The sequence below is a fragment of the Streptomyces sp. NPDC051136 genome (assembly GCF_044455745.1).
In the GTDB taxonomy this organism is placed as follows: domain Bacteria; phylum Actinomycetota; class Actinomycetes; order Streptomycetales; family Streptomycetaceae; genus Streptomyces.
Genome location: NZ_JBITFE010000003.1, coordinates 55101 through 80878, shown reverse-complemented (window position 1 = coordinate 80878; position 25778 = coordinate 55101). Strand labels below are relative to the sequence as shown.

General features: G+C 72.5%; 23 protein-coding genes. 11 read left to right on the top strand and 12 right to left on the bottom strand.

Features of this window, described 5'->3' with window-relative positions:
* Positions 1-5 precede the first annotated feature (5 nt).
* Positions 6-785 carry an ABC transporter permease gene (locus tag ACIBCJ_RS09550; RefSeq protein ID WP_365979635.1) on the top strand — a complete coding sequence of 260 codons (780 nt, stop codon included), beginning with the start codon at positions 6-8 and terminating at the stop codon, positions 783-785.
* A gap of 149 nt (positions 786-934) precedes the next feature.
* Here the strand turns inward: ACIBCJ_RS09550 and ACIBCJ_RS09545 are convergent, their stop codons facing one another.
* A complete protein-coding gene (locus ACIBCJ_RS09545; protein ID WP_362511802.1) occupies positions 935-2362 on the bottom strand; it encodes a glutamate decarboxylase in 1428 nt (475 codons plus the stop codon).
* Between the two features lie 134 nt (positions 2363-2496).
* Between ACIBCJ_RS09545 and ACIBCJ_RS09540 the strand changes: the two genes are divergently transcribed.
* Positions 2497-3258, top strand: coding sequence for a MerR family transcriptional regulator (locus ACIBCJ_RS09540; protein ID WP_365979301.1), 762 nt, complete (start codon positions 2497-2499; stop codon positions 3256-3258).
* A gap of 21 nt (positions 3259-3279) precedes the next feature.
* Here the strand turns inward: ACIBCJ_RS09540 and ACIBCJ_RS09535 are convergent, their stop codons facing one another.
* Complete coding sequence (locus tag ACIBCJ_RS09535) at positions 3280-3645, bottom strand: YbjQ family protein (RefSeq protein ID WP_133888580.1); 366 nt, start codon at positions 3643-3645, stop codon at positions 3280-3282.
* Between the two features lie 134 nt (positions 3646-3779).
* On the opposite strand from ACIBCJ_RS09535, the gene ACIBCJ_RS09530 reads away from it, so the two are divergent.
* A complete protein-coding gene (locus ACIBCJ_RS09530; RefSeq protein ID WP_365979300.1) occupies positions 3780-4697 on the top strand; it encodes a VTT domain-containing protein in 918 nt (305 codons plus the stop codon).
* Here the strand turns inward: ACIBCJ_RS09530 and ACIBCJ_RS09525 are convergent.
* The gene (locus ACIBCJ_RS09525) at positions 4694-6403 is read right to left on the bottom strand and encodes a threonine/serine exporter family protein (RefSeq protein ID WP_362103940.1); all 1710 of its coding nucleotides are present in this window, start codon (positions 6401-6403) and stop codon (positions 4694-4696) included. The two genes, ACIBCJ_RS09530 and ACIBCJ_RS09525, sit on opposite strands and share 4 nt — an antisense overlap.
* 113 nt (positions 6404-6516) lie before the next feature.
* Positions 6517-7008 carry an inorganic diphosphatase gene (locus ACIBCJ_RS09520; protein ID WP_003975424.1) on the bottom strand — a complete coding sequence of 164 codons (492 nt, stop codon included), beginning with the start codon at positions 7006-7008 and terminating at the stop codon, positions 6517-6519.
* A 124-nt stretch (positions 7009-7132) separates the two neighbouring features.
* Between ACIBCJ_RS09520 and dacB the strand changes: the two genes are divergently transcribed.
* The 6 genes from dacB to folE all read left to right on the top strand — a co-directional run bounded on the left by dacB (position 7133) and on the right by folE (position 14854).
* Positions 7133-8689 carry a D-alanyl-D-alanine carboxypeptidase/D-alanyl-D-alanine-endopeptidase gene (gene dacB, locus ACIBCJ_RS09515; RefSeq protein ID WP_365979299.1) on the top strand — a complete coding sequence of 519 codons (1557 nt, stop codon included), beginning with the start codon at positions 7133-7135 and terminating at the stop codon, positions 8687-8689.
* 175 nt (positions 8690-8864) lie between these two features.
* Positions 8865-9992: a zinc-dependent metalloprotease gene (locus ACIBCJ_RS09510; protein WP_365979298.1), complete on the top strand. Its 1128-nt coding sequence runs from the start codon at positions 8865-8867 to the stop codon at positions 9990-9992.
* A 191-nt stretch (positions 9993-10183) separates the two neighbouring features.
* The gene (gene tilS, locus ACIBCJ_RS09505; protein ID WP_362103933.1) at positions 10184-11242 is read left to right on the top strand and encodes a tRNA lysidine(34) synthetase TilS; all 1059 of its coding nucleotides are present in this window, start codon (positions 10184-10186) and stop codon (positions 11240-11242) included.
* Between the two features lie 93 nt (positions 11243-11335).
* Complete coding sequence (gene hpt / locus ACIBCJ_RS09500) at positions 11336-11875, top strand: hypoxanthine phosphoribosyltransferase (RefSeq protein ID WP_243860136.1); 540 nt, start codon at positions 11336-11338, stop codon at positions 11873-11875.
* 194 nt (positions 11876-12069) lie between these two features.
* A complete protein-coding gene (gene ftsH, locus ACIBCJ_RS09495; protein ID WP_362103931.1) occupies positions 12070-14109 on the top strand; it encodes an ATP-dependent zinc metalloprotease FtsH in 2040 nt (679 codons plus the stop codon).
* A 139-nt stretch (positions 14110-14248) separates the two neighbouring features.
* Positions 14249-14854: a GTP cyclohydrolase I FolE gene (gene folE, locus ACIBCJ_RS09490; RefSeq protein ID WP_362103929.1), complete on the top strand. Its 606-nt coding sequence runs from the start codon at positions 14249-14251 to the stop codon at positions 14852-14854.
* A gap of 127 nt (positions 14855-14981) precedes the next feature.
* Here folE and ACIBCJ_RS09485 read toward each other — a convergent pair whose 3' ends face one another.
* The 6 genes from ACIBCJ_RS09485 to ACIBCJ_RS09460 all read right to left on the bottom strand — a co-directional run bounded on the left by ACIBCJ_RS09485 (position 14982) and on the right by ACIBCJ_RS09460 (position 20615).
* Positions 14982-15470, bottom strand: coding sequence for a DUF3180 domain-containing protein (locus ACIBCJ_RS09485; protein ID WP_365979297.1), 489 nt, complete (start codon positions 15468-15470; stop codon positions 14982-14984).
* Positions 15471-15540: 70 nt separating this feature from the next.
* Positions 15541-16152 (bottom strand): 2-amino-4-hydroxy-6-hydroxymethyldihydropteridine diphosphokinase, encoded by a 612-nt coding sequence (gene folK, locus ACIBCJ_RS09480; protein ID WP_365979296.1) that lies wholly within the window; start codon positions 16150-16152, stop codon positions 15541-15543.
* Positions 16149-16508, bottom strand: coding sequence for a dihydroneopterin aldolase (folB, locus tag ACIBCJ_RS09475; protein WP_362509851.1), 360 nt, complete (start codon positions 16506-16508; stop codon positions 16149-16151). Before folB ends, folK begins: the two co-directional genes overlap by 4 nt.
* A 308-nt stretch (positions 16509-16816) precedes the next feature.
* Positions 16817-17320 carry a nuclear transport factor 2 family protein gene (locus tag ACIBCJ_RS09470; RefSeq protein ID WP_362103921.1) on the bottom strand — a complete coding sequence of 168 codons (504 nt, stop codon included), beginning with the start codon at positions 17318-17320 and terminating at the stop codon, positions 16817-16819.
* Entirely contained in the window at positions 17317-18180 is an 864-nt protein-coding gene (folP, locus tag ACIBCJ_RS09465; protein ID WP_365979295.1) for a dihydropteroate synthase, read from the bottom strand. Before folP ends, ACIBCJ_RS09470 begins: the two co-directional genes overlap by 4 nt.
* A 638-nt stretch (positions 18181-18818) precedes the next feature.
* Positions 18819-20615, bottom strand: a complete 1797-nt coding sequence (locus ACIBCJ_RS09460) for a phosphatidylglycerol lysyltransferase domain-containing protein (RefSeq protein ID WP_365979294.1) — start codon at positions 20613-20615, stop codon at positions 18819-18821.
* 184 nt (positions 20616-20799) lie between these two features.
* Here ACIBCJ_RS09460 and ACIBCJ_RS09455 point away from each other — a divergent pair, with 184 nt between their 5' ends.
* Positions 20800-21930 (top strand): alpha/beta hydrolase-fold protein, encoded by a 1131-nt coding sequence (locus ACIBCJ_RS09455; protein ID WP_365979293.1) that lies wholly within the window; start codon positions 20800-20802, stop codon positions 21928-21930.
* Positions 21931-22062: 132 nt separating this feature from the next.
* Positions 22063-23313 carry a hypothetical protein gene (locus ACIBCJ_RS09450; RefSeq protein WP_362509842.1) on the top strand — a complete coding sequence of 417 codons (1251 nt, stop codon included), beginning with the start codon at positions 22063-22065 and terminating at the stop codon, positions 23311-23313.
* Between the two features lie 45 nt (positions 23314-23358).
* On the opposite strand, the gene ACIBCJ_RS09445 is transcribed toward ACIBCJ_RS09450, so the two are convergent.
* Positions 23359-24645 (bottom strand): PH domain-containing protein, encoded by a 1287-nt coding sequence (locus ACIBCJ_RS09445; protein WP_365979634.1) that lies wholly within the window; start codon positions 24643-24645, stop codon positions 23359-23361.
* A gap of 530 nt (positions 24646-25175) precedes the next feature.
* On the bottom strand, positions 25176-25778 hold the full coding sequence (locus ACIBCJ_RS09440; RefSeq protein WP_365979292.1) for a PH domain-containing protein: 603 nt from the start codon (positions 25776-25778) through the stop codon (positions 25176-25178).

The window sequence follows — 25778 nt, the reverse complement described above, 5'->3', positions numbered from 1 at the left end:
GCACCATGATCCCCGGCGCCACCCCCGTGGCCCACGCCCTGTCCGACTCCTGGACCATGACCCGCCGCGAGCTGGCCCGCTGGGGACGGCAGCCCGTGACGGTCGTCGTCAGCCTGGCCTTCCCGGTGATGCTGCTGCTGATGTTCGGCTACCTGGTCGGCGGCGGCCGGGGCGTGAGCGGGGACTACGTCGACTACCTGGTCCCCGGCATGCTGGCGCTCACCATGGCCTTCGGACTGGAGGGCACCATGATCGCCGTCACCCAGGACCTCAACAAGGGCGTCGTCGACCGCTTCCGCTCGCTGCCGATGACGAACGGCGCGGTTCTGGTGGGCCGCTCCGCCGCCGACATGCTCCAGTCGGCGCTCGGTCTCATCGTGCTCACCGGCGTCGGGTACGCCCTCGGCTGGCGGGCCCACGGCGGCCCCGGCGCCTTCCTGGGCGCGATCGGCCTGCTCCTCCTGTTCCGTTTCGCGATGCTCTGGATCGGCATCTTCCTGGCCCTGGTGGCGGGGAAGCCCGAGCTGGTGCAGGCGGTGCAGATCCTGGTCTGGCCGGTCGGCTTCCTCTCCAACGCCTTCGCCACCCCCGGCTCCATGCCGGGCTGGCTCGGCACGGTCGTCCAGTGGAACCCGATGTCCCAGACCGCCACGGCCGTCCGCGACCTCTTCGGCAGCCCCGGCGGCGAGTCCGGCCACGTCTGGGCGGCCCTCGCCTGGCCGCTGGCGCTGCTCGCGGTGTTCTTCCCGCTGGCGGTGGCGAGGTTCGGCCGGCTCAGCCGCTGACGCGCCGGGCCGGGGCGCGGAGTCAGGGGGATGCCGCCGGGACCGGACCGGGCCGGCTCCGGGCGACGTACCCGGTTGCCGGCCGGACACCGGGACCGGCGGCAGGAGCCGTACGACGCCTGCCGGTGCCGTACGACGCCTGCCGGTGCCTAGTGATGGAACCCGGTGGCCGCGCCCTTGTCCCGGGTCAGCGGGTGCGGCTGCCGCCGCAGCTCGGGCAGCAGTCGCTCCAGGTCCTCGACGAGCAGGTCCGCCATGTCCGCCGAGAAGCCGTTGCGGCACACCACCCGCAGCACCGACAGGTCCTCGCGGTGCGGCGGGAAGGTGTACGCCGGCACCAGCCAGCCCTCCTCCCGCAGCCGCCGGGACACGTCGAAGACGTCGTACGCCGTCACGTCGTCGGCCGTCGTGAAGGCGAACACCGGCAGCTCCTCGCCGTGCGTCAGCAGCCGGAAGTCGTCCAGCGCCGCCACCCGCCGCGCGAGGGAGCCCGCGATGTCCCGCGCGTTCTGCTGCACGGCCCGGTAGCCCTCGCGACCCAGCCGCAGGAACGTGTAGTACTGCGCGACCACCTGCGCCCCGGGCCGGGAGAAGTTCAGCGCGAACGTGGGCATGTCGCCGCCCAGGTAGTTGACCCGGAACACCAGCTCCTCGGGAAGGGCCTGCGCGTCCCGCCACAGCGCCCAGCCGACCCCGGGGTAGACCAGCCCGTACTTGTGCCCCGAGGTGTTGATCGAGGCGACCCTCGGCAGCCGGAAGTCCCAGACGAGGTCCTCGTCGAGGAACGGCGCGACCATGGCGCCGGAGGCCCCGTCGACGTGCACCGGGATGTCGAGGCCGGTCCGCTCCTGGAGGGCGTCCAGCGCCGCGCACAGGTCGGCGACCGGCTCGTAGGAACCGTCGAAGGTGGAACCCAGGATGCCGACGACCCCGATGGTGTTCTCGTCGCACAGCTCGGCGGCGGCCTGCGGGTCCAGGTGGAAGCGGTCGCCCTCCATCGGGACCTGCCGGGCCTCCACCTCCCAGAAGGTGCAGAACTTCTCCCAGCAGACCTGGACGTTCACGCCCATCACGAGATTGGGCCGCACGTCCTTCGCCGGGTACCGGTCGCCGTTGCGCGTCGCCCAGCGCCGCTTCAGCGCCATCCCGGCCAGCATGCACGCCTCGCTCGACCCGGTCGTCGAGCAGCCCACGACCGCCTCCGGGTCGGGCGCGTGCCACAGGCCGGCGAGCATCGCCACGCAGCGCCGCTCCAGCTCGGCGGTGCGCGGGTACTCGTCCTTGTCGATCATGTTCTTGTCCCGGCACTCGCTCATCAGCACCCCGGCCTGCGGCTCCATCCAGGTGGTGACGAAGGTGGCCAGGTTCAGCCGCGCGTTGCCGTCCAGCATCAGCTCGTCGTGGACGAGGCGGTACGCCGTCTCGGGCGGCAGGGGAGTGTCGGGGATGCGGTGCGTGGGCGGGGCCTCGGTCATGCCGCCGAGGGGGTCCGCAGCGGCGTGGAACGGGTTCACGGCGAGCCGGCGCCGGTCCCGGTCGTCGTCCTGCGGCGGGTGGGGCCCGTGATGCAGTGGCATACGACCGACGGTAGGCGGGCGCCCCACAGCCCGCACCCGGGGACGAACCGGACAGCCGCGGCGTGGGCGGAAGGGGCTTGCACCTGACGTCACGTGAGGCGGCACCGTGAAGGGCGTCAGGGAAAGGAGCGGGAGTGAGCTACTCCGTGGGACAGGTGGCCGGCTTCGCCGGAGTGACGGTGCGCACGCTGCACCACTACGACGACATCGGCCTGCTCGTACCCGGCGAGCGCAGCCACGCGGGCCACCGGCGCTACAGCGACGCCGACCTCGACCGGCTGCAGCAGATCCTGTTCTACCGGGAGCTGGGCTTCCCGCTCGACGAGGTCGCCGCCCTGCTCGACGACCCGGCCGCGGACCCGCGCGCGCACCTGCGCCGCCAGCACGACCTGCTGACCGCCCGGATCGAGAAGCTGGAGAGGATGGCGGCGGCCGTGGAGCACGCCATGGAGGCACACAGCATGGGCATCAACCTCACGCCCGAGGAGAAGTTCGAGGTCTTCGGCGACTTCGACCCCGACCAGTACGAGGAGGAGGTCCGGGAACGCTGGGGGAACACCGACGCCTACCGCCAGTCGAAGGAGAAGACCGCCTCGTACACCAAGGAGGACTGGCAGCGCGTCCAGGACGAGGCCGACGCGCTCACCCGGCGCTTCGTCGCCCTGATGGACGCCGGTGAGCCCGCGGACTCCGAGGGGGCCATGGACGCCGCCGAGGACCACCGGCGGGGCATCGCCCGCAACCACTACGACTGCGGGTACGAGATGCACACCTGCCTGGGGGAGATGTACGTCTCGGACGAACGTTTCACGCGAAACATCGACGCCGCCAAGCCGGGCCTCGCCGCCTACATGCGCGACGCGATCCTCGCCAACGCCGTCCGGCACACCTCCTGAACGGTGGTCGTGGCACGGGTCTCACTCCCGGGCCACGACCACCGCCGTCCCGTACGCGCACACCTCCGTGCCCACGTCCGCCGCCTCCGTCACGTCGAAGCGGAAGGACAGCACCGCGTTGGCGCCCCGCGCGCGGGCCTGCTCGACGAGCCGCTCCATCGCCTGGTTGCGGGTCTCGACCAGCGTCTTGGTGAGGCCGCGCAGCTCACCGCCGACCAGCGACTTCAGCCCGGCGCCGATCTGGCTCCCCAGGTGCCGGGAACGCACGGTCAGCCCGAAGACCTCACCGAGCACCTCCTGCACCCGGTGGCCCGGCAGGTCGTTCGTGGTCACCACGAGCACGTCGGGCTGCGGGTCCTGGCCGCCGCCGTATTCTTCAATACCCATGGTTCTCAGGTTTCCCCCGGGAACGTGTCGGCGCACCCCAGGACGCCCCGTGGAACCCGGGGCACCGCGGCCGCGTTGTACGTTTGGGCAGCCAGGTCCAGCCCGCCTCCCCCCAGCAGCAGGAGCCACAACCCGTGACCACCCTTGCGCTCGGTCCCGAGTGGATCAGTCCGGACTATCTGATCGAGACGTTCAGCCTGCCCGGCATCCTGCTCATCGTCTTCGCCGAGTCGGGACTCTTCGCGTTCCTGCCCGGTGACTCGCTGCTGTTCACCGCGGGCCTGTTCGTCGCCCAGGGCCAGTACATCAGCCAGCCGCTGTGGCTGGTGTGCGCCCTGATCGTGGCCGCCGCCGTCCTCGGCGACCAAGTCGGTTACATGATCGGCAAGTTCTTCGGCCCGAAACTCTTCAGCCGCCCCAACTCCAAGCTCTTCAAACAGGAGAACCTGGAGAAAGCGCACGAGTTCATGGAGAAGTACGGCCCCAAGGCGATCGTCCTGGCCCGCTTCGTGCCCATCGTGCGCACCTTCGCCCCCATCGTGGCGGGCGCCGGGCGCATGAAGTACCGCACCTTCCTCACGTACAACCTCATCGGCGGCGTCGCCTGGGGCACCGGTGTCACCCTCGCGGGCTACTGGCTCGGCCAGATCGAGGTCATCCGGACCAACGTCGAGGCGATCCTCGTCCTGATCGTCCTCGTCTCGGTCGTCCCGATCGCCGTCGAGTACCTGCGCGAGCGCAAGAAGAAGCAGCGCGCCGCGGCGGCCGGGCCGGCCCCTCAGGCACCGCAGCAGCACCAGCCCGCGTACCCGGTCATGGACGACGCCACGACGCAGCTGCGCCGGGTGGACCCCTACGACCAGCCGCAGCAGCCCCAGCAGTACCAGCAGCCGCAGCAGTACCGGCAGCCCCCGCAGCAGCCGTACGCCCAGCAGCCCCCGCAGCAGCCGTACGCCCCGCAGTACCCGCAGGGATACGGCGACCAGCACCAGCAGTACGGCGACCAGCACCAGCAGTACGGCGACCAGTACCCGTACAACCAGGGGCGCTAGAAGCCCCGGGTCCGCTTGGCCGCCCGGCGTCCCGCCGCACTCGCGGCGCCGGGCACCTTCAGGAACAGCCGGGAGATCTCCCCGCCCAGGTTCACCCCGATCGCGATGGCCATCGCCAGCGCCACCGCGTTGGACAGCGACAGCAGCCCCGCGTCGACCTTGCCCTGCGCAATGCCCAGCAGACCGAAGTACGTCGCCGAACCGGGCAGCAGCGGCCCGATCGCAGCAGTGGTGTACGGCAGCGCCGACGCGAACCGGTACCGGGACATCAGCTGCCCGAACAGGCCCACCAGCCCCGCCGCGGCGGCCGTGGAGGCCACCGGTGAGATGTCGCCGGCGTAGTGCATGGCGCCGTACACGCACCAGGCGACGCCACCGTTCAGGGTGACCGCCAGCACGGTGGCCCGCTCCTGCTGGAGCAGGATGGCGAAGGCCAGCGACAGCAGCATCGAGGCGAAGATCTGCACGAACGGGTCGTCACCGGTGCCCAGCTTGGCGTCCGGGTTGAGCTCGGCGCCCAGCTGGACCCCGAAGTACAGCACCACCAGCACCCCGGCGACGATGCTGACGAAGAAGTACATGACCTCCAGCAGACGTGCGGCGGCGGTGATGTAGAAGCCGGTCAGGCCGTCCTGCACCCCCGCGACCAGCGCCCGCCCGGGCAGCAGCGCGAACAGCCCACCGGTGATGACCGCGGACGCCTTCACGTCGACGTGGGTCACGGTCAGCACGACGCCCATCGCGGCGGGCGGCATCGCCGCGACCGCGAACTGGTAGAACTCCGGCAGCCCGCGCCCGGCGCACAGCCACGCCAGCCGGTCGCCGAGCATCGAGCCGAACATCGCCGCGAAGAAGACGGTGAGCCCACCACCGACGAGCAGCGAGGCCCCGCCCGCGAGCAGACCGCTCGCCATGGTGAGCACCCAGGTGGGGTACGGGTGCCTGTTTCGGCGGATCTCCGCGAGGCGCCGGTAGGCCTCCTCCAGGGAGATGCTCGTGTCCGGGTCGCTGAGGTCGTCCACCAGGTGGAAGACGGCCGCGAGCCGGGTGTAGTCGGTGCCGCGGCGGCGTACCGTCCGCGACGCCGTCACCGGGTCCTCGACCAGGGACGGCTGGTGGGAGATCGACAGCAGGGTGAAGGTGACGTTCGGCTCGCAGCGGTCCAGGCCGTAGGACCGGCAGACGGCGAACATGGCCGCCTCCACGTCCTCGGCGCCCTCACCGCCCGCCAGCAGCAGCTCCCCGATACGCAGCGTCAGGTCCAGCACGCGCGGCACGGCGGGGCCGGTCTCGTCGTCGTGCCGCTGCGACGGCTCGGGCGCGGGCCGCTCCGCCACCGGCATGCGCAGCATGGCGCGCATCCGGTCCTGCCACGGCACGTCGGTGAGGCTCACCGCGGGGAAGCCGCTCGCCGGGGTGAAGGCGGCCGGAGCGGTCCACGCGCTGTGCGTGCTCGGCATGCTGAACGCCGAACCCTCGGCGTCCGCGGGCGTGGCCTGCGGCGCCTCCAGACCGTCGGGGAGCGCGAACTCCGAGGTCGTCTCGGACTCGCCACCGGCGTGTCGCGGGACGGCGAGCCCTTGCGGGATCTCGAACTCGGACGTCGTCGACGACTCGCCGTCGATGGACGCCACGGTCCCGCCGGGCTGCCGGAAGGCACTGCGGGCCTCGTCCGACTGCGGCTTGGGGTCCTCCGCCTCCGTCACCTGCGCAACGCTCCCTGGTACGACCACACCCTCCTGCTGACCTCAGTATGGCCACTCAAACGCGAACGGGCCGCACGCGGGTGCGTGCGGCCCGTTGCGGGAAGGGTGCCTGGTCAGTGGCCGCCCTGGTCCTTGAAACGCTTGTACGACCGCTCGATCTCGGCCTCGGCCTCGGTGCGGCCCACCCAGTCGGCGCCCTCGACGGACTTGCCGGGCTCCAGGTCCTTGTAGACCTCGAAGAAGTGCTGGATCTCCAGGCGGTCGAACTCCGACACGTGGTGGATGTCACGCAGGTGCTCCACACGCGGGTCGGTCGACGGCACGCACAGCAGCTTGTCGTCGCCGCCGGCCTCGTCCGTCATCCGGAACATGCCGATCGCGCGGCAGCGGATGAGGCAGCCCGGGAAGGTCGGCTCGTCCAGGATGACCAGCGCGTCCAGCGGGTCGCCGTCCTCGCCGAGGGTGTTCTCGACGAAGCCGTAGTCGGTCGGGTAGGCGGTCGAGGTGAACAGGCGGCGGTCCAGGCGGATACGACCGGTCTCGTGGTCCACCTCGTACTTGTTCCGCGAACCCTTCGGGATCTCGATCGTGACGTCGAACTCCACCGGACGCTCCTCCATGATCAGCACATAGTTCTGGTGGTTAAGTGTCCCTCACGCAGGTGTGTGATCGCGAAAGGGGCTGGTGACAGTGCCGGAGCTGAGGCCTTGGCGGACCGTGCGACCGCGCGTGGCGCGCGCCGCGGGTGCCGTACGTCCCCGTCTGGCCCGCTTCGCCCGGGCCGCCGCACCGCGGGTCGCGCGGTCCGTGCGGGCCGCGGCGCCGCGACCCACCCGGATCACGAGGCCGAAGACCTGGCAGTACACCGCCGGTGCCGCCACCGCCGGACTGGCACTCGCCGCCGGTGTGGTGACCGCCGCCGGCCCCTGGGACTCCACGGGTCAGCGTACGGCCGAGCGGGACCGCGCAGTCGCCCTGGAGCACACGGGTGGCACAGATCACGGCCGCGGATCCGGGGCCTCCGGTACGGCGTCCGGCTCGCCCCGGCCGGCGCCCAGCGCCGGCGCCGTCCTGATCGGGCTGGGCGGCACCACCGCCCCCGGCGGCGTCAAGGCGGGCCCGGGCCAGGAGGACGTCGCGGAGATCCTCGGCCCGCTGCTGAAGGACGACCTCGCGCTCGGCGAGCGCCGCGCGGCCACCGTCGTCGACCTCACCACCGGCAGGCGCCTGTACGGCCTGGACACCGGCCTCCCCCTCACCCCCGCCTCCACCACCAAGATCGCCACGGCGGTCGCCGCCCTCACCGCCATGGGCCCCGACCACCGCCTCACCACCCGCACGGCCCTGGAGGCCGACACCGGCGAGGTCGTCCTGGTGGGCGGCGGCGATCCCACCCTCACCGCACGCAAGGGCCCCAGGGGCCCGGCGAGCCTGCGCACCCTCGCCGAGAAGACCGCCGCCGCCCTCAAGAAGCGCGACCTGCGCAAGGTGACGCTGTCGTACGACACGACGCTGTACGCCGGGACGGAGACGCACCCGATCGGGGTCAACGAGAACCTCGCCCGCGTCACCGCGCTGATGGCCGACGAGGGCCGCACCGACGACTCCACCAGCGGCCCCGCCCCCCGGGTGCCCGACCCGGCCGCCGACGCCGCCCGCGCCTTCGCCGGTTTCCTGAAGGAGCACGGCGTCACCGCCTCGCCCCCCGGCCCCTCCAAGGCCACCGGCCGCGCCGACACCCTCGCCACCGTCTCCTCGCCCCCGCTGTCGGCCCTGGTCGAGCGGATGCTGACCAACAGCGACAACGACCTCGCCGAGGCCCTGGCCCGCCACACCGCCGTGGCGACCGGCAAGAGCGCCGACTTCGAGGGTGCGGGCGCCGCCGTCACGGCCCGCCTGAAGCAGCTCGGCCTGCCGGTGCGCGGTGCGCGGTTCCACGACGGCAGCGGCCTGGACCGCACCGACCTGCTCACCGCCGACCTGCTCACCGGCCTGCTGACCGAGGCGGCCGACCCGGGCCGCCCCCAGCTCCGCCCGGTGCTCACCGGTCTGCCCGTCGCCCACTTCACCGGCACCCTGGCCGGCCGCTACTCGGACGGCGCAGCGGGGCTCGTCCGGGCCAAGACCGGCACCCTGACCGGCGTGAACACCCTCGCCGGCACGGTGGCCACCCCCGACGGCCGCCTCCTGGCCTTCGCCTTCCTGGCCAACGCCACGACGGACCCGTGGGCGGCGCAGTCGACCCTGGACCGGGCGGCGACGGCGCTGGCCTCCGGGACCCCGTAGCCGCGGGCGGTCGTGCCTCCCCGGTGCCGGAACGGCCCGGGCGGTACCCCCGGGCGGCGCGGACGGGCGATAGCGGCGCCGCAACGCCGGGTGCCGGGCAACGGACCCCGCCCCTGCCGACCTGGTACCCCCGCACAACTGCCCCCCAGCGGCAGCGCTCCCGTACCGTTGACGCATGACGAGCATCGGCGCAAATTCCGGCATGGTCGACTGGAACCTCGCGGTGGCGACCGCGACCCGGCTCGTACGACCGGGCCCCGAGGTGAGCCGCGACGAGGCCAGGGCGGTCGTCGGGGAGCTCCGCCGCCATGCCAAGTCCTCGGAGGAGCACGTCCGCGGCTTCACCCGGATGGGCACCGAGGAGACGCACGACACCCCCCTCCTGGTGGTCGACCGGCCCGGCTGGGTCCGGGCGAACGTCGCCGGGTTCCGTGAGCTGCTCAAGCCCCTGCTGGAGAAGATGCAGGAGCGGCGCGGCGGCGGCACGGGCAACGCGGTCCTCGGCGCCGTCGGCGGCAAGGTCACCGGCGTGGAGCTGGGCATGCTGCTGTCGTTCCTGTCCTCCCGCGTCCTCGGCCAGTACGAGACCTTCGCCCCCGCCACCCGCGAGCTGCCCGCAGGCGCGAACGGCGGCGGCCGGCTGCTCCTCGTCGCCCCGAACATCGTGCACGTGGAGCGCGAACTCGACGTCGAACCCCATGACTTCCGCCTGTGGGTGACCCTGCACGAGGAGACGCACCGCACGCAGTTCACCGCCGTGCCCTGGCTGCGCGACCACCTGCAGGGCGAAATCCAGTCGTTCCTGGCCGAGACCGACGTGGACCCCATGACCGTCCTCGAACGGATCCGCGAGGCGGCCCAGACGCTGGCCGGGGGCCGTCCGGAGGGGGAGGAGGACGACGGCGGCCGCTCGCTCGTGGAGCTGGTGCAGACCCCCGCCCAGCGGGAGGTCCTCAGCCGCCTCACCGCCGTCATGTCCCTCCTGGAGGGGCACGCCGACTTCGTGATGGACGGCGTCGGACCGGCGGTCGTGCCGACCGTCGGCGAGATCCGCGAGAAGTTCCAGCAGCGTCGCGCCAAGGGCGCCTCCCGCCTCGACCTGGCCCTGCGCAGGCTGCTCGGCCTCGACGCCAAGCTCCGCCAGTACCGCGACGGCGAACGCTTCGTGCGGGCCGTCGTCGACGAGTGCGGCATGGACGGCTTCAACCGCGTCTGGACCTCGCCCAACACGCTCCCCACCAAGTCGGAGATCGCCAAACCGGCGGACTGGATCGCGCGGGTGCACCGCAAGCCGGAGGCGTGAGCCGCACGGGAGGGGCGTGAACGATTCCGGCCGACGGCAGACGAACGACCCTTCAATCACCCGTCCGAGGGACCGTGAGCCCCCGGCAGGCGTGCGATGCTCGGGGAGCGGCCCGTTTCTGTCACCATCTACACACTCTGCGTGACCGAACCTCGGGCTCACCCCCGACAACTTCATGAAGGGCACCGGACATGGGTCCCCATCCTGCGGTCGCGGCGATACGCCTGGCGGTCCGCCGCGTCCTCCACGACATCCTCACCGAACTGAACACTCCGGCCGGCGTCCCCGCCACGACGGCCGCCGGACGCACGCCCGAGGGCGCGTCCGGACTCCCCGACTCCCCGCTCGTCCTCGTGGCGTGCTCCGGCGGCGCCGACTCCATGGCGCTCGCCTCCGCTCTCGCCTTCGAGGCCCCCCGGCTCGGCATCCGCGCCGGCGGCATCACCGTCGACCACGGCCTGCAGCACGGTTCCGACCTGCGCGCCGAGGAGGTCGTCCTGCGCCTGCGCGAACTGGGCCTCGACCCCGTGGAGGCCACCGCCGTGACCGTCGGCCGCGAGGGAGGCCCGGAAGCCGCCGCCCGCGACGCACGCTACGCCGCGCTGGACGCCGCCGCCGCCCGGCACGGCGCCGCCGCGGTCCTGCTCGGTCACACCCGCGACGACCAGGCCGAGACCGTCCTGCTGGGCCTCGCCCGCGGCTCCGGCATCCGCTCCCTGTCGGGCATGGCCGCGGTCTCGGGGGCCGGCGGCCGTTACCGGCGCCCCTTCCTCCAGGTCGACCGCCAGACCGCCCGCAAGGCCTGCATGGCCCAGTCCCTGCCCGTCTGGGACGACCCGCACAACGCCGACCCCGCCTACACCCGCTCCCGGCTGCGGCACGAGGGCCTGCCCGCCCTGGAGAAGGCCCTCGGCAAGGGCGTCGTCGAAGCCCTCGCCCGTACGGCGCAACTCTCCCGGGACGACGCCGACGCCCTGGACACCTGGGCCCGCCAGGCCGAGGCCGGCGTCCGCGACGCCACCGGTGTCCTGGAGTGCGCCAAGCTGTACGCGCTGCCGCCCGCCGTGCGCCGCCGGATCCTGCGCCGCGCCGCCCTCGACGCGGGTGCGCCGGGCGGTGCCCTGTTCGCCCGCCACATCGAGGAAGTCGACCGGCTGATCACCGGCTGGCGCGGTCAGGGGGCCATCAACCTCCCGGGCAAAGTCGTCGCCCGGCGGCAGGGTGGCAGACTGGTGATTCGGCAAGGCTGAATCCGGACCCTCCCACCGATCCGCACGGATCACCGGGACGGTCCGGAGTGGCCGGTGGGACGACCGAAAGTGATGCGGGTGGACGCGAACGACATGGGTGCCGACCTCGAGAAGGTGCTCATCACCAAGGAAGAGATCGACGCGAAGCTGGCCGAGCTGGCCGCGAAGATCGACGCGGAGTACGCGGGCAAGGACCTGCTCCTCGTCGGCGTCCTCAAGGGCGCCGTGATGGTCATGGCCGACCTGGCGCGCACGCTGTCCACCCCCGCCACGATGGACTGGATGGCGGTGTCCTCGTACGGCGCCGGCACCCAGTCCTCCGGGGTGGTGCGGATCCTCAAGGACCTCGACACCGACATCAAGGGCAAGCACGTCCTGATCGTCGAGGACATCATCGACTCCGGCCTGACCCTGTCCTGGCTGATCTCCAACCTCGGCTCGCGCGAGCCCGCCTCCCTCAAGGTGTGCACGCTGCTGCGCAAGCCCGACGCCGCGAAGGTCGCCATCGACGTGGAGTGGGTCGGCTTCGACATCCCCAACGAGTTCGTCGTCGGCTACGGCCTCGACTACGCCGAGAAGTACCGCAACCTCCCGTTCGTCGGTACGCTCGCGCCCCACGTGTACGGCGGCTGACACGAACCGTGGCGCGTTCCACCGCGTTGCGGCGGGCCACCGGGAACCCCTGAGGCCCCCGCGCCGTTGGAGCATGCAGACGGGACGTCGGCCCGCCCGTGCGGCTGACGGCCGCCACGCTGGGGTACCGTCAGAAGAACTGTCTTATCAAACTCACTATGGCAGGAGGGACGGGGCGACACCGCTCCGTGTGGATGGACGTGAAGCGATACTTCCGTGGGCCAATCATGTGGATCGTGCTGGCCGTCCTTGCCGTGGTCGTGTTGATGCAGGTCGTGGGCTCGTCCGGTGGCTACAAGACGGTGGACACGGGCCAGGTCGTCCAGGCGATCAACGACAACAAGGTCGAGTCGGCCAAGCTGACCACCGGTGACGAGCAGACCATCAAGGTCCAGCTCAAGGACGGCCAGAAGGTCGAAGACAGCTCGAAGATCCAGGCGAGCTACATCGGCGACCAGGGCGTGACCCTCGCCAACACACTTCAGAACAAGTACCAGGACAAGCAGATCCCCGACGGCTACACGGTGTCGCCGTCGAAGCAGAACCCGTTCGTCGGGATCCTGCTCTCCCTGCTCCCCTTCGTCCTGATCGTCGTCGTGTTCCTGTTCCTGATGAATCAGATGCAGGGCGGCGGCTCCCGGGTCATGAACTTCGGCAAGTCCAAGGCCAAGCTCATCACCAAGGACACCCCCAAGACGACGTTCTCCGACGTCGCCGGCAGCGACGAGGCCGTCGAGGAGCTCCACGAGATCAAGGAGTTCCTCCAGGAGCCGGCCAAGTTCCAGGCCGTCGGCGCCAAGATCCCCAAGGGCGTGCTGCTGTACGGCCCGCCCGGCACCGGCAAGACCCTGCTCGCGCGTGCCGTCGCGGGCGAGGCGGGCGTGCCGTTCTACTCGATCTCCGGTTCCGACTTCGTCGAGATGTTCGTCGGTGTCGGTGCCTCCCGGGTGCGCGACCTGTTCGAGCAGGCCAAGGCGAACGCCCCGGCCATCGTCTTCGTCGACGAGATCGACGCGGTCGGCCGCCACCGCGGCGCCGGCCTCGGCGGCGGTCACGACGAGCGCGAGCAGACGCTGAACCAGCTGCTCGTCGAGATGGACGGCTTCGACGTCAAGGGCGGCGTGATCCTCATCGCCGCGACGAACCGGCCCGACATCCTCGACCCGGCGCTGCTGCGCCCCGGCCGCTTCGACCGGCAGATCGCCGTCGACCGCCCGGACATGCAGGGCCGACTGGAGATCCTCAAGGTCCACCAGAAGGGCAAGCCGGTCGCGCCCGACGTCGACCTGTCGGCCGTCGCCCGCCGCACCCCCGGCATGACCGGTGCCGATCTGGCCAACGTGCTGAACGAGGCCGCGCTGCTGACGGCCCGCAGCGACCAGAAGCTGATCGACAACCACATGCTGGACGAGGCGATCGACCGTGTGGTCGCGGGCCCGCAGAAGCGGACCCGGATCATGTCGGACAAGGAGAAGAAGATCACCGCGTACCACGAGGGCGGTCACGCCCTGGTCGCGGCGGCCTCACCGAACTCCGACCCGGTCCACAAGATCACGATCCTCTCCCGCGGCCGTGCCCTCGGCTACACGATGGTGCTCCCGGACGAGGACAAGTACTCGACCACGCGCAACGAGATGCTCGACCAGCTCGCCTACATGCTGGGCGGCCGCGCGGCCGAGGAGCTCGTCTTCCACGACCCGACGACGGGCGCGGCCAACGACATCGAGAAGGCCACCGGTCTGGCTCGCGCCATGGTCACGCAGTACGGCATGACCGAGCGTCTCGGTGCGATCAAGTTCGGCGGGGACAACAGCGAGCCGTTCCTCGGGCGTGAGATGGCGCACCAGCGCGACTACTCGGAAGAGGTCGCCGCGCTGGTCGACGAGGAGGTCAAGAAGCTCATCGAGACGGCGCACAACGAGGCCTGGGAGATCCTGGTCGAGAACCGCGACGTCCTCGACAACCTCGTCCTCGCGCTGCTGGAGAAGGAGACGCTGGGCAAGGAGGAGATCGCCGAGGTCTTCGCCCAGATCGTCAAGCGCCCGTCCCGGCCCGCCTGGACCGGCTCCTCCCGTCGTACGCCGTCGACCCGTCCGCCGGTGCTCTCCCCCAAGGAGCTCGCCCTGACGAACGGGGCCAACGGCGCCACGGCGGCGATCTCCACCGCCAAGACCACCACGGCGGAGCCCGCCCCGGCACCGGAACGTGCACCGGAGGACCGCCCGGAGAGCTGATCCCCGGTCCGGCTCGTGGGGACGCCGCCGGCGCCCCCACCAGGCCCGGAATGTATGCCGCACCCCCCAGGTTCTAGCCTTGGGGGGTGCGGCATTTCCGTTATGCCGACCGCAGGACGGATCAGGAACGAGGCATCAGATGACCGACCCCGTGACGCTGGACGGCGAGGGCCAGATCGGCGAGTTCGACGAGAAGCGGGCCGAGAACGCCGTGCGGGAGCTGCTCATCGCGGTCGGCGAGGACCCGGACCGCGAGGGCCTCAAGGAGACTCCGGCGCGCGTGGCGCGGGCGTACCGGGAGATATTCGCCGGTCTGTGGCAGCAGCCTGAGGACGTGCTGACGACGACGTTCGACCTGGGCCACGACGAAATGGTCCTCGTGAAGGACATCGAGGTCTTCTCGACCTGTGAACATCATCTGGTGCCGTTCCGCGGGGTGGCGCACGTCGGCTACATCCCGTCCGTCAACGGGAAGATCACCGGACTGTCCAAGCTGGCCCGGCTCGTGGACGTCTACGCGCGCCGCCCGCAGGTGCAGGAACGTCTCACGACGCAGATCGCGGACTCCCTGATGGAGATCCTGGAGCCGCGCGGGGTGATCGTCGTCGTCGAGTGCGAGCACATGTGCATGTCCATGCGGGGCATCCGCAAGCCCGGCGCCAAGACCCTCACCTCCGCCGTGCGCGGACAGCTGCGGGATGTCGCCACGCGGAACGAGGCGATGAGCTTGATCATGGCCCGCTGAGTGGGGCTCAGTGGGGCTGACTGGCGCTGAATGGCGCTGAGTGGGGCTGTGTGCGGGGCCAGGTGCGGCTGAGACCGGTTGAGTGTGGCTGGGGCCGGTTGAGTGCGGGTGCGTTGTGGGGCGCCGGTCACGCCGCCGATGCCGCGCCGGGGTGGTCGTCGTCCTCGTCCTCGGGGAGTCGGCAGACTCGCTCCATGAAGAGGGCGGCCGCTATCACGCCGATGCCTGCCACGACCGAGGCGCCCGCGTAGATGGCCTGGTCGCGGCGGGCCGGGATGTCGAGGTACTCCAGCAGGAACGCGCCCGTGCCGCCGTACATGCCGGCGACGAGGGCGGCCACCAGGGCACTGGCCTGGCCGAAGACGACGGCGCGGGCCGCCATCATCGGGTCGACGCCCTTGGCGCCGGGGACCCGCTCCCGCTGGGCCTTGAGCCGGGCGCGGATCGACAGGGCCGTGGCCAGGAGGATCACCGCGATCAGGGCGAGGACGACGGGGGCGGCCAGGGGGACGCTCGGGAGGGTCCCCACCGAGTTCCACAGGCGGGCGCCGGCCCAGGACAGCACCCCCGCGACGACGAACACGGCGGCCAGCACCCTGATGCGCAACTCTTTCACGGTGTTCCGGTGTCCCTTCGCTCCCCGGCGCGGGTCGTCGTGACCTCGTCGTCCTCGTCGACCTTAACGATTACTCGGGCAGCCGGAGTTCCAGGTCGGCGCGGGGCGCTACGCCGTCACGGGTGACGGCGGCCAGGAGGTCGGCGACCCTGCCCTGCCCGGGCAGCGCCGCCTCGGGATCGACGTCCAGCCAGGGGGCCAGCACGAAGGCGCGTTCGTGGGCGCGCGGGTGGGGGAGGGTGAGCTGCGGGTCGTCCGAGACGACCTCGGCGTACGCGACGATGTCGACGTCCAGGGTGCGCGGGCCCCAGCGCTCGTCGCGGACCCGGTGGAACGCCTCCTCGACGGCGTGCGCCCGCTCCAGGAGCGAGGACGGGGGCAGCGTCGTCTTCACGATCACGACCGCGTTGAAGTACGAGGGCTGGCTGTCGGGCGCGACGCCCCACGGCTCCGTCTCGTAGACGGGGGAGACCCCCTTCACGCGCACACCGGGGGTGTCCTCCAGGGCGTCGATGGCGCCCTGGAGGGTCTCCAGGCGGTTGCCCAGGTTGGCGCCCAGGGCGATCACCGCGCGCTTCGGGTTGGACAGGGTGGTGTCCGCGGCGTCGACCTGCTCGATGACGGAGGCGGGCACGGGCTGGACGGTCGGGTCGCTCGGACCCTTGGCGAAGGGGGCGCTCATGCACGGCTCCGGATGATGGTGACGGTCACGTCGTCGAAGGGCACGGTGATCGGCGCGTCCGGCTTGTGGACGCAGACCTCGACCTCCTCGACCCCCTCGTGCTTCAGACAGGCCTGGGCGATGCGCTCGGCGAGCGTCTCGACGAGGTTGACCGGCTCGCCCTCGACGACGGCCACGACCTCCTCGGCCACGATGCCGTAGTGCACGGTCTTCGCCAGGTCGTCGTCGGCCGCGGCCGGGCGGGTGTCCAGGCCAAGGACGATGTCCACGAGGAAGGTCTGGCCGTCCTCGCGTTCCTTGGGGAACACACCGTGGTGCCCGCGGGCCCTCAGGCCGCGCAGCGCGACACGATCCACGCGAATCACTCCTGCAGTCGTCGGTCTCGGCCGGTCGCACCACGTGCGGGCGGTGCGGCGGCCCCAGTCGAATCTACCCGCGTGCACCGACAGTGCCGGGACACGGGGGCGGGGCGGGGTGGGGCGTCGGCGGGTCTTCACCGTGCGTTTTCCCGGGCGGTCCCGGCGGATCACGGGGCGGTGGCCGGGTCTGTGCGCGGGGTCGTGATTCCCACCACTTCTCTCGGGCAGGCCGGGTCGGGTCGGGCCAGGTCGGGCCAGGTCGGGCCAGGTCGGGTCCGGCCAGGTCCGGTCTGATTCCGGTCCGGTCAGGGAGGGGTGTCCTCGCCGTCCTCGTCCTCGGTCTCCGTCAGTACGGGGGAGGCGTGGTGCGACCAGAGCTTCCAGCCGGCCGGAGTGCGGCGGAAGGTGTTGGTGGCGACCACCAGCTGTCCGACGAGCGGGCCGAGCTCCTCACCGCCGTCGGGGGCGGGGCCGCCGCTGAGGATGTTCTCGGTGCAGGTGACCAGGGCGGTGTCGCCGGTGACGGAGACGTGCACGTCGGTGAGGAAGAACTGGATGTAGTCCGTGTTCGCCATGATCAGGGCGTAGGAGCGGAGCACCTCGCCGCGGCCGGTGAGCACCGGCCAGCCCGGGTGCACGCAGGAGACCACGCCGGCGTCGGCGGGGTCGTGGTACGACTCGTCGATTCCCAGGTCGGAGGGGGTGAGCCAGAACTCGGAGACCTTCTCGAAGTCGCCTGCCTCCAGTGCCTCGTAGAAGGCGGTGTTGGCGGCCTCGACCTGCTCGACATCGACGTGCGGCGCGTTCACCGGGCGCCCTCGACGGCGCGGGCGACCCGTACGGCGTCGGCGGTGGCGCGGACCTCGTGGACGCGTACGGCCCAGGCGCCGGCGTGCGCCGCGAGCGCCGAGACCGCGGCGGTGGCCGCGTCGCGCTCGCGCGCGGGGGGCGGGGTGGCCTCCGGGCCGGCCAGGACGCGGCCGAGGAAGCGCTTGCGGGAGGCGGCGACGAGGAGGGGGTGGCCGAGGGCGAGGAGGCGGTCGAGGTGGGCGAGGAGGACGAGGTCGTGCTCGGCGTTCTTGGAGAAGCCGAGGCCCGGGTCGACGACGATGCGGTCGGGGGCGATGCCGCCCTCTAGGACGGCCTCCACGCGTGCGTGCAGCTCGTCGACGACCTCGGTGACGACGTCGGTGTACGTGCCCCTGACGTTGCCGCCCTCCAGGAGGCCGCGCCAGTGCATGACGACGAAGGGGGCGCCGGTGTCGGCGACGACGGGGATCATGCGGGGGTCGGCGAGACCGCCGCTGACGTCGTTGACCAGGGCTGCGCCGGCGGCGAGGGCCTGCTCGGCGACGGAGGCGCGCATGGTGTCGACGGAGACCGTGACGCCCTCGGAGGCGAGGCCGCGTGCGACGGGGACCACTCGCCTGAGTTCCTCGTCCTCGTCGACGCGGGTCGCGCCGGGACGGGTGGACTCGCCGCCGACGTCCACCAGGTCGGCGCCCTCGGCGACCAGGTCGAGGCCGTGCTTGATGGCGGCGGTGGTGTCGAAGAAGCGGCCGCCGTCCGAGAAGGAGTCGGGGGTCACGTTGACGACTCCCATGACCGCGCAGCGGTCCCATGCGGTCAGTCCCGCGAGATGGCGGCGGCGGCCGGTCTGCTTGCTCATGTGTTCAGCGTAGGTGGTGCATCGCGGGTGCCTCCGGCGGTGGGGCGGGTGGCGGCGCCTGCGGCGGCATGTGGGGGTGGGTGGGTGTGGTGCCTGCGGCGGCTGTGCGGGGTTCGGTTCCTGTGATGCCTGCGGCGCCTGTGCGGGTTCGGTGGGGGTGCGTGTTGCGCCTTGGGTTCGGTGGGTGGTGCGGGGCCGGGGGGGGGGGGGGGGGGGGGGGGGGGGGGGGGGGGGGGGGGGGGGGGTGTCCGTCCTCGGAACGGCGCGGAATCGGTCACTTGAAGAGGCTCGGGGCGTTGACGCGCCAACCGCTGCGGGCGAACACCCCCCACCCCGTCCCCTCTCCGCCGTACGCGGCTGCGGGTCGCCACCCCCCGGTGACCCTTTCCCGCCGTACGCGGCGCTCCCGCCCTAGCTGCGGGCAGTCGTGCCGCTGGGGCGGCACGGGTGGGCGCAGCGGCACCCCGGCAGCGCCGGGCCACGCGTCTCCTCGCACCCGCACCCACCCCGGGCCACCGCGCAACGCCGGGACGCGGATCGCCCCGCCCCGCGCCGGGCCACCGGGAAACGCCGGGGCACGCGACCCACCCCGGGGCCCCGGCCCCGCCGCAAGGGGCAGCGTCAGGACACCGGCCGGCTCACGCCGCCCGCGCCGGGACCTGGTGGGCGCAGGGGCGCCGCGCCGGCCTCCGGTGCCGGAGGAAACGCGGCAGCGGTACCGTCACGAACCCCTCCGCCTGCATCGCGGCGAAGCCGATGCGGGGCAGGTCGGCGGAGCGGCGGTAGACCACGAAGCGCGGCTCCCACCGGGGCCGGAACTTCGCGTTGAACTTGTACAGCGACTCGATCTGGAACCAGCGGGAGAGGAAGACCAGCAGCCCGCGCCAGGCGCGCAGGACCGGGCCCGCGCCGATCTTCTCGCCCCGCGCGAGCGCCGCGCGGAACATCGCGAAGTTCAGCGACACCCGCGCGACGCCCAGCTTGGGGGCGGCCTGGAGCGCGGCCACGATCAGGAGTTCGTTCATGCCGGGGTCGGCCGCGCGGTCGCGGCGCATGAGGTCCAGGGACGCCCCGTCCGTGCCCCACGGCACGAAGTGCAGGACCGCCTTCAGGTCGCCGTACTCGCCCGGCTCGGCGTCCTGCTTGTGCGCCGTCGCGATCAGGCAGTCGCCGTCGGACGGGTCGCCGACGCGGCCCAGGGCCATGGAGAAGCCGCGCTCGGTGTCCGTGCCGCGCCATGCGTCGGCGGCGCGGCGTACGCGGTCGAGCTCGGCGTCGGAGAGGTCAGCCACGCGCCGCACCCGCGTCTCGTAACCGGCGCGCTCGATGCGCTTGACCATCTGGCGCACGTTGCGCATCGCGCGGCCGGCGAGGGAGAAATCCGCCACGTCCACCACCGCCTCGTCGCCCAGTTCGAGGGCGTCGAGGCCGGTCTCGCGGGTCCAGACCTCGCCGCCGGTCTCGGAGCAGCCCATCACGGCGGGCGTCCAGGAGTGGGCGCGGGCCTCGTCCATGAAGCGTTCGATGGCACCCGGCCACGCCTCGACGTCGCCGATCGGATCGCCGCTGGCCAGCATCACGCCGGAGACGACGCGGTAGGTGACGGCGGCCTTGCCGCTGGGGGAGAAGACCACGGCCTTGTCGCGGCGCAGCGCGAAGTGGCCGAGGGAGTCGCGGCCGCCGTGCCGGGCGAGGAGGGCGCGCAGACGTACCTCGTCGTCCTCGGTGAGGGAAGCCGCGGGGTGTTCGGGGCGGAACGCGAGGTAGATGGTGGTGACGGCGGTCAGCAGGCCGAGGGCGCCGAGGGAGAAGGCGACCGTCCAGGTGGTGTTGCCCCGGTAGGCGACCGGGCCCTCGACGCCGAACAGGCCGTACAGGACGTGGGTGATGCGGTCGGCCAGGCTCGGGTCGCCGAGCATGCGGTGCGGGTGGGCGTTGACCACGAACAGGCCCAGGGTGAGGGAACCGGCGGCCATCAGGACGAAGTTGGCCAGGGCCCGCCAGCGGCTGCGCGGGTCGGGGAGGGCGGCGAACTCGGCGCGGTGGCGCAGGAGGGGGACCAGCAGGGCCAGCGAGATCACCGCGCCGAGGACGGAATGGCGGTAGGTGAACTGGGCCACCGCGCCGAGCGGGAGCAGGGCCACGGCCGCCCGCCAGGCCCGGCGCTTGCGGCGCTTGAGACCGTGGGCGAGCAGGAGGAGCAGCACGCCGGCACTGAGGGAGAGGGCCGCGGCGAAGGGGCCGAAGGCGCCCGGCAGGACTTCGGCGAGGGCGTGCATACGGCTGTGCCGGAAACGGGGGAAGACACCGGCGGCGATGTCCAGCAGCCCGACGAGCGCGCAGGCGCGGCCGACGAAGAGGGGGACGTTCTCCGGGCGGGGGCCCCGCGGTATGTGACGCACGCGGGTGGACCTCGCCGGAACCGCGCCCGACATTTCCTCATCTGTCCTGACAGACATCGCACCTGTTAGTTCTGCGAGAGACCGTGGATCCGGGCCCGTTTCGGGCATCCGGCAACATTGCGCCCTCTAGGACGGTGTCTCGGAGGGAGAGGTTCACTCCCTTGATCGGAAAGCCCGTACGGACGGGCGCACGGGAAGTTCGGGCGGGTGGCGAGGCATGGGTCTGACGAGCGACAAGGTGTTGGCGCTGGCGGTGGTGGCGGGCGTGCTGCTGTTCGCCGGGACGGTGTGGCTGTGGCCGCGGCTGGCCGGGCGGAGTGTGCGGGCCGTCCTGGGGAGGGTGGGCCTGCTGCTGGCCACGCAGGTGGCGCTGTTCGCGGCGGTGGGCCTGGTCGCCAATCAGTCCTTCGGGTTCTACGGCAGTTGGGCCGACCTCTTCGGACGGGAGGACGGGCAGGGCGTGGTCGTGGACCACTCCGCAGGCGCGAGCGACGCGCCGTTGCGTGTCGTCGGCGAGCGAGGAGTGACGCACGGGGGCGGGGTGCTGCCCCAGGTCTCGGGGCGGGTCGAGGAGATACGCGTCGTCGGGCGCACGACGCGTATCGCGTCGCCCGCGTTCGTGTATCTGCCGCCGGAGTACTTCCAGGACCGGCACCGGACCTTTCCCGCGGCCGTCGTCCTGACCGGTTATCCGGGCACCGCCGAGGCGCTGGTGGACAAACTCCATTACCCGCGCACGGCACTTGAGCTGGCGAAGGCCGGCCGGATGCGGCCGACCATCCTGGTGATGCTGCGGCCCACCGTGGCACCGCCGCGCGACACGGAGTGCGTGGACGTACCGGGCGGCCCGCAGACGGAGTCGTTCTTCGTGAAGGACCTTCCCGAAGCGGTGAGCACTCACTACCGGGTGGACAAGGGGCCGCGCGGCTGGGGTGTCGTAGGCAACTCGACCGGCGGTTACTGCGCCCTCAAGCTCGCGGCGCACCACCCCGAGGTGTACGCCGCCGGGGCCGGGCTCTCTCCGTACTACGACGCGCCGAACGACCCCACCACGGGCGACCTCTTCCAGGGCGACAAGGACCGCCGGAACCGGGCCAGCCTGTGGTGGTACCTCAAGAACAAGCCCGCGCCGGACACTTCACTGCTCGTCACCAGCAGCAGGACCGGCGAGACGAACTACAAGGACACGCTGAAGTTCATCGGGCTGGTGAAGGAGAAGAGGCCGACGCGGATCTCGTCGATCATCCTGGAAAGCGGCGGGCACAACTTCAATACCTGGCGGCGGGAGATTCCCGCGACGCTGCGCTGGCTGGACGAGCGGTTGAGCGGCGGCCGAACGCATAAATGATCTTGAAATGCCGGTGTAATTCGGCCGCTGCCGGGGATGTGGATTCCCTGCACCCTGTGAACACGTCGGAGATGGTCGTGTTTTTACGGGGCGGGGCGCCAAGATTCGCCTACGCGCGGTAAGTTTCTGGCCATGCCACGTGGACGTCACCGCCATTCCCCGCCTCTGCACAGGCTGCTTCCTCCCTCGGCGATCGCAGGTGTCTCGGTCGTCTGCGCCCTCGCGCCCTGGTTGTTCAGCGACGCTCTGATCCTGCGCGTACTGGCCGCTGCCGCCGCGGTGACGGCCGTGGTCGGCGCGGTCGTCATGCGCCACTGGGACACGCAGGCCGGCCGGCAGGTCGCCGACCTGACGCGCGCGCGGGCCAGTGACGAGTGGCGGTTCGAGGAGCGGGTCGCCGAACTGGAGTCCGACCTGGAGGAGTCGCGCGAGCTGCGGCAGAAGCTGGAGCACCGGCTGCGGGCCAAGCGCACCGAGCTGGCGGGGCTGCGCAACGAGCACGCCTCGCTGCTGCGGCGCTACGCCACGGCGGAGACCGAGCGGGCCAGCGCGCTGGAGGGCCGCCGCCTGCTCGAGATAGAGGCCGCACCGCAGACGCCCGCGCTGCCGGCGGCCCGCACCGCGCCGGCCCAGGAGGAACCGGTCGCGGAGGCGGCCGGTACCGAAACGTCGGCCGAGGAGAGCGGGGGTGTCGAAGAGGCCGCCGTTCCCGCGGTCTTCTCGCCCGAAGGCTCCCGGCTGTTCCTGCGCGCGAACGCCGCACTGTCCCGTCTCGACGACGGCGCGTCCTCCGGTCCGGACGGTGGCGACCGGGCCGAAGCCGCCGACGGCTCCGACGGTGACGGCGGTGGTGATGGCGGTGGCGAGAGGGCCGCGGCGGCGGAGGCGGGGCAGGAGGAGGACGGGGCAAAGGGGCAGTCCGAGGCGGCCGACGGCCACGAGCGCAGCGCCGCCGCCTCCCCGGCCCCTTCCTCCGACGAGCGGCCCGCGCAGTCCACCCAGTCCCCGAAGCCCACGCAGTCCACCCGGCGGACCGAGGGGCACTTCACCGTGCCGACCGCGGTGGCCGTCGTACCGGCGGCCCCGGCGCGGCGTCCGGTGGTCGAGGGCGACTTCGACTTCTTCGGCACCAAGCACCCCGAGGACGCGGCGCGGACGGCGGACGGGGCCGGAGTGTCCGACGCCGCCCTGGAGACCGTCCAGAACGAGGACCTCGCCGACGTGGTCGGCCAGGAGGCGCTCGCCCTGCACAAGGCCGAGGCCGAGGTCTCCTTCAAGCAGGCCGGTGAGGAGTCCCGGGGCGTGGGCCAGGTGATCGACCTGACGGCCCACGACGAGACCGAGCAGATCGACGTACAGGGGCTGCGCAGCGCGGTCTCCTGACCCGCCGCGCCCCACCCGCCCGCAGGCCGGTCCGTCGGGGCCGGCTCAGGCCATCCAGCGGTCGGGCAGCGCGTCCCGGCGGCCGGTCCGGGAGCGCTCGGCCTGGCTGTGCAGCAGCCGTGCCGCCTCGTCGGCGTCGCGCAGCCGCGCCGCCACGGTCTTGTTCGCCCCCGTGTCCACGTGGACGTCGGCCAGCCGCAGGGCGCGCCGCCACGGCCCCTGCGTCAGGCGCACGCTCTGCACCTTGGCGTGGGGCACCAGCGCCAGGCTGCGACGCAGCAGGCCGTAGCGGGCGGCGAAGACCGCGTCGGTGACGGCGAGGCCGTGGCCGCGCCACCACAGCGGCCGGCACCGGGCCGCACGCCGCGGCGGGCGGGACAGCTCCGGATCCGCCGGCACGGTCACCCCGGGCAGCACCCGTGCGACGACCGACTCGGCGATCTCGCGCGGGGCGACCGGCAGCAGGACGGAGTTCGACGACCCGGCCACGTCGAGTTCGACCCGCACCCAGTGGCGGTGCCGCCACAGCAGCGGCTCCACGATGCGCACGGTCTGCACCCGGCCGGGCGGCACCGTCTCGTGGGCGCGGTCCAGCAGGCCGTGGTCGAGGCGGAGACCGTCGGGGGACTCGGCCACCGTCCAGTCGTACTCCCCGACGAACCGGCCCGCGCTGCTCGCGCCCGCGGCGCCCACCAGCGGCAGGGCGGTCGCCAGCACCGTCCACAGGTTGTGGGTGGCCAGCCACAGCAGCGTCGGTACGACGGCGGCGGCGAGCAGGGTGCCCCAGGTCGCGCCGGTCAGCAGGAGGGAGACGGCGAGGACGCCGGGCGGCACCCGCAGCAGCTGCCGTGCGGGAGCCTCGCCGACCTCGTGCGCCGTCTCCGGTGCGAACCCCGCCGCGCGTGCGAGCAGCTCGGCCCGCAGCCCCCGCGCCTCGTCGGCGCCGAGAAAGGCCAGCTCGTCCTTCTTGCCGGTGCCTATGACGTCGAGCTTGAGCTTGGCGACTCCCGCGACCCGGGCCAGCAGGGGCTGGGTCACGTCGATCGCCTGGATGCGTTCCAGGCGGATGTGCGCGGTGCGGCGGAACAGCAGTCCGGTACGGATCCGCAGCTCGGTGTCGGTCACCGCGTAGTGGGTGAACCACCAGGTGAGGAAGCCGTACAGGGCGGCGGCCGGGATCAGTACGGCGAGGCCGATCAGGAGGTGGGTCGTGGTCAGCCGGGTCAGTTGGCGCTGCGCCTGATCGGGATCGTGCACGGCCCACCCGACGAGCACGGCAACCGGCGCCCACGCCCGCCGCAGGGGCGTGACGGGGTGCAGGCGGCTCTCCACGACGCCGGGGGCGGTGGTGCCGGCGGATGGTCCGGTTGCTCCGGTGCCGGTGCCGGTGCCGGTGCCGGTGCGGGTGGCATCCTCGGCGGCTTTCGACAGGTCGGGGGCGGGTCCGGTGCCGGGGGAGCCGGCCGGGGGTCCGGCAGCGTCGTTCTCCGCCGCCGTGTCTTCGCTGCCCGAGTGTGAGCCCGTGGCGGTGTCGGTGTCGGTGTCGGCGCGGTCAGTCCCCGCGGCCTCGGGCGGGGAGGGCGCGGTACGGGCGGTGGGGCCCGCGGTGCCGACCCGGGCCCGGGCGGGGCCGCGTCCCGGTTCCCGCGGTGCGGCGTCCGGGTCCCCGGCCGGGCCGGTGCGAGCTGCCCGGCGGGGTGTGCCGGTCGGTTCGCTGCGGTCGGCCGGAGCGGGCTCGCCCGCCGTGCCCGTCCCGGCTGCCGGTCCGGGCTTCCCCGTACCGTGCGCGGGGCCGTTCGCGCCCGTGGTCTCGTGCCCCGTCGCCACGTCCTCGGGTGCGCTTCCCTCGGCGCCCGGCCCGTTCACAGGCCCGCCGATCGGGCCTCGCCCAGCTCGGTGAGGCGGTCGCGGAGGCGTTCCGCCTCGGCCGGGTCGAGGCCGGGGATGGTCGCGTCGGTCGCGGCGGCGGCCGTGTGCAGCTGGACGCTGGCCAGGCCGAAGTGCCGTTCGACCGGCCCGGAGGTCACCTCGACCAGTTGCATGCGCCCGTACGGGACCACGGTCTCCTCCCGCCACAGCACGCCGCGGCTGATCAGCAGGTCGTCGGCGCGCTCGGCGTACCGCCAGGAGCGCCAGTTGCGCGCCAGCATCACCCAGCCCCAGGCCAGCAGGGCAAGCGGCAGGAGCGCCAGGGCGGCCCAGGAGGGGGCGAGGAAGAGCGCGGGCAGCACGCCGGCGGCGAGCGTCAGCAGTCCCAGCCACACGACGAGCAGCAACCGCCGCATGTGCAGCAGCCCCGGTGGCAGGCCCGTCCACACCGGGACCTCCCGCGCCGGGTCCGCCGGACGCGCCGGACCTGCCGATTCCGCCGGACCCGCCGGACCCACCGGTCCCTCCGACCGCTCCGGGCCCGTCGACCCGGTCGCCCCCGCCGTGCCCGTGTCGTCCGGGCTCCCCGTCTCCAT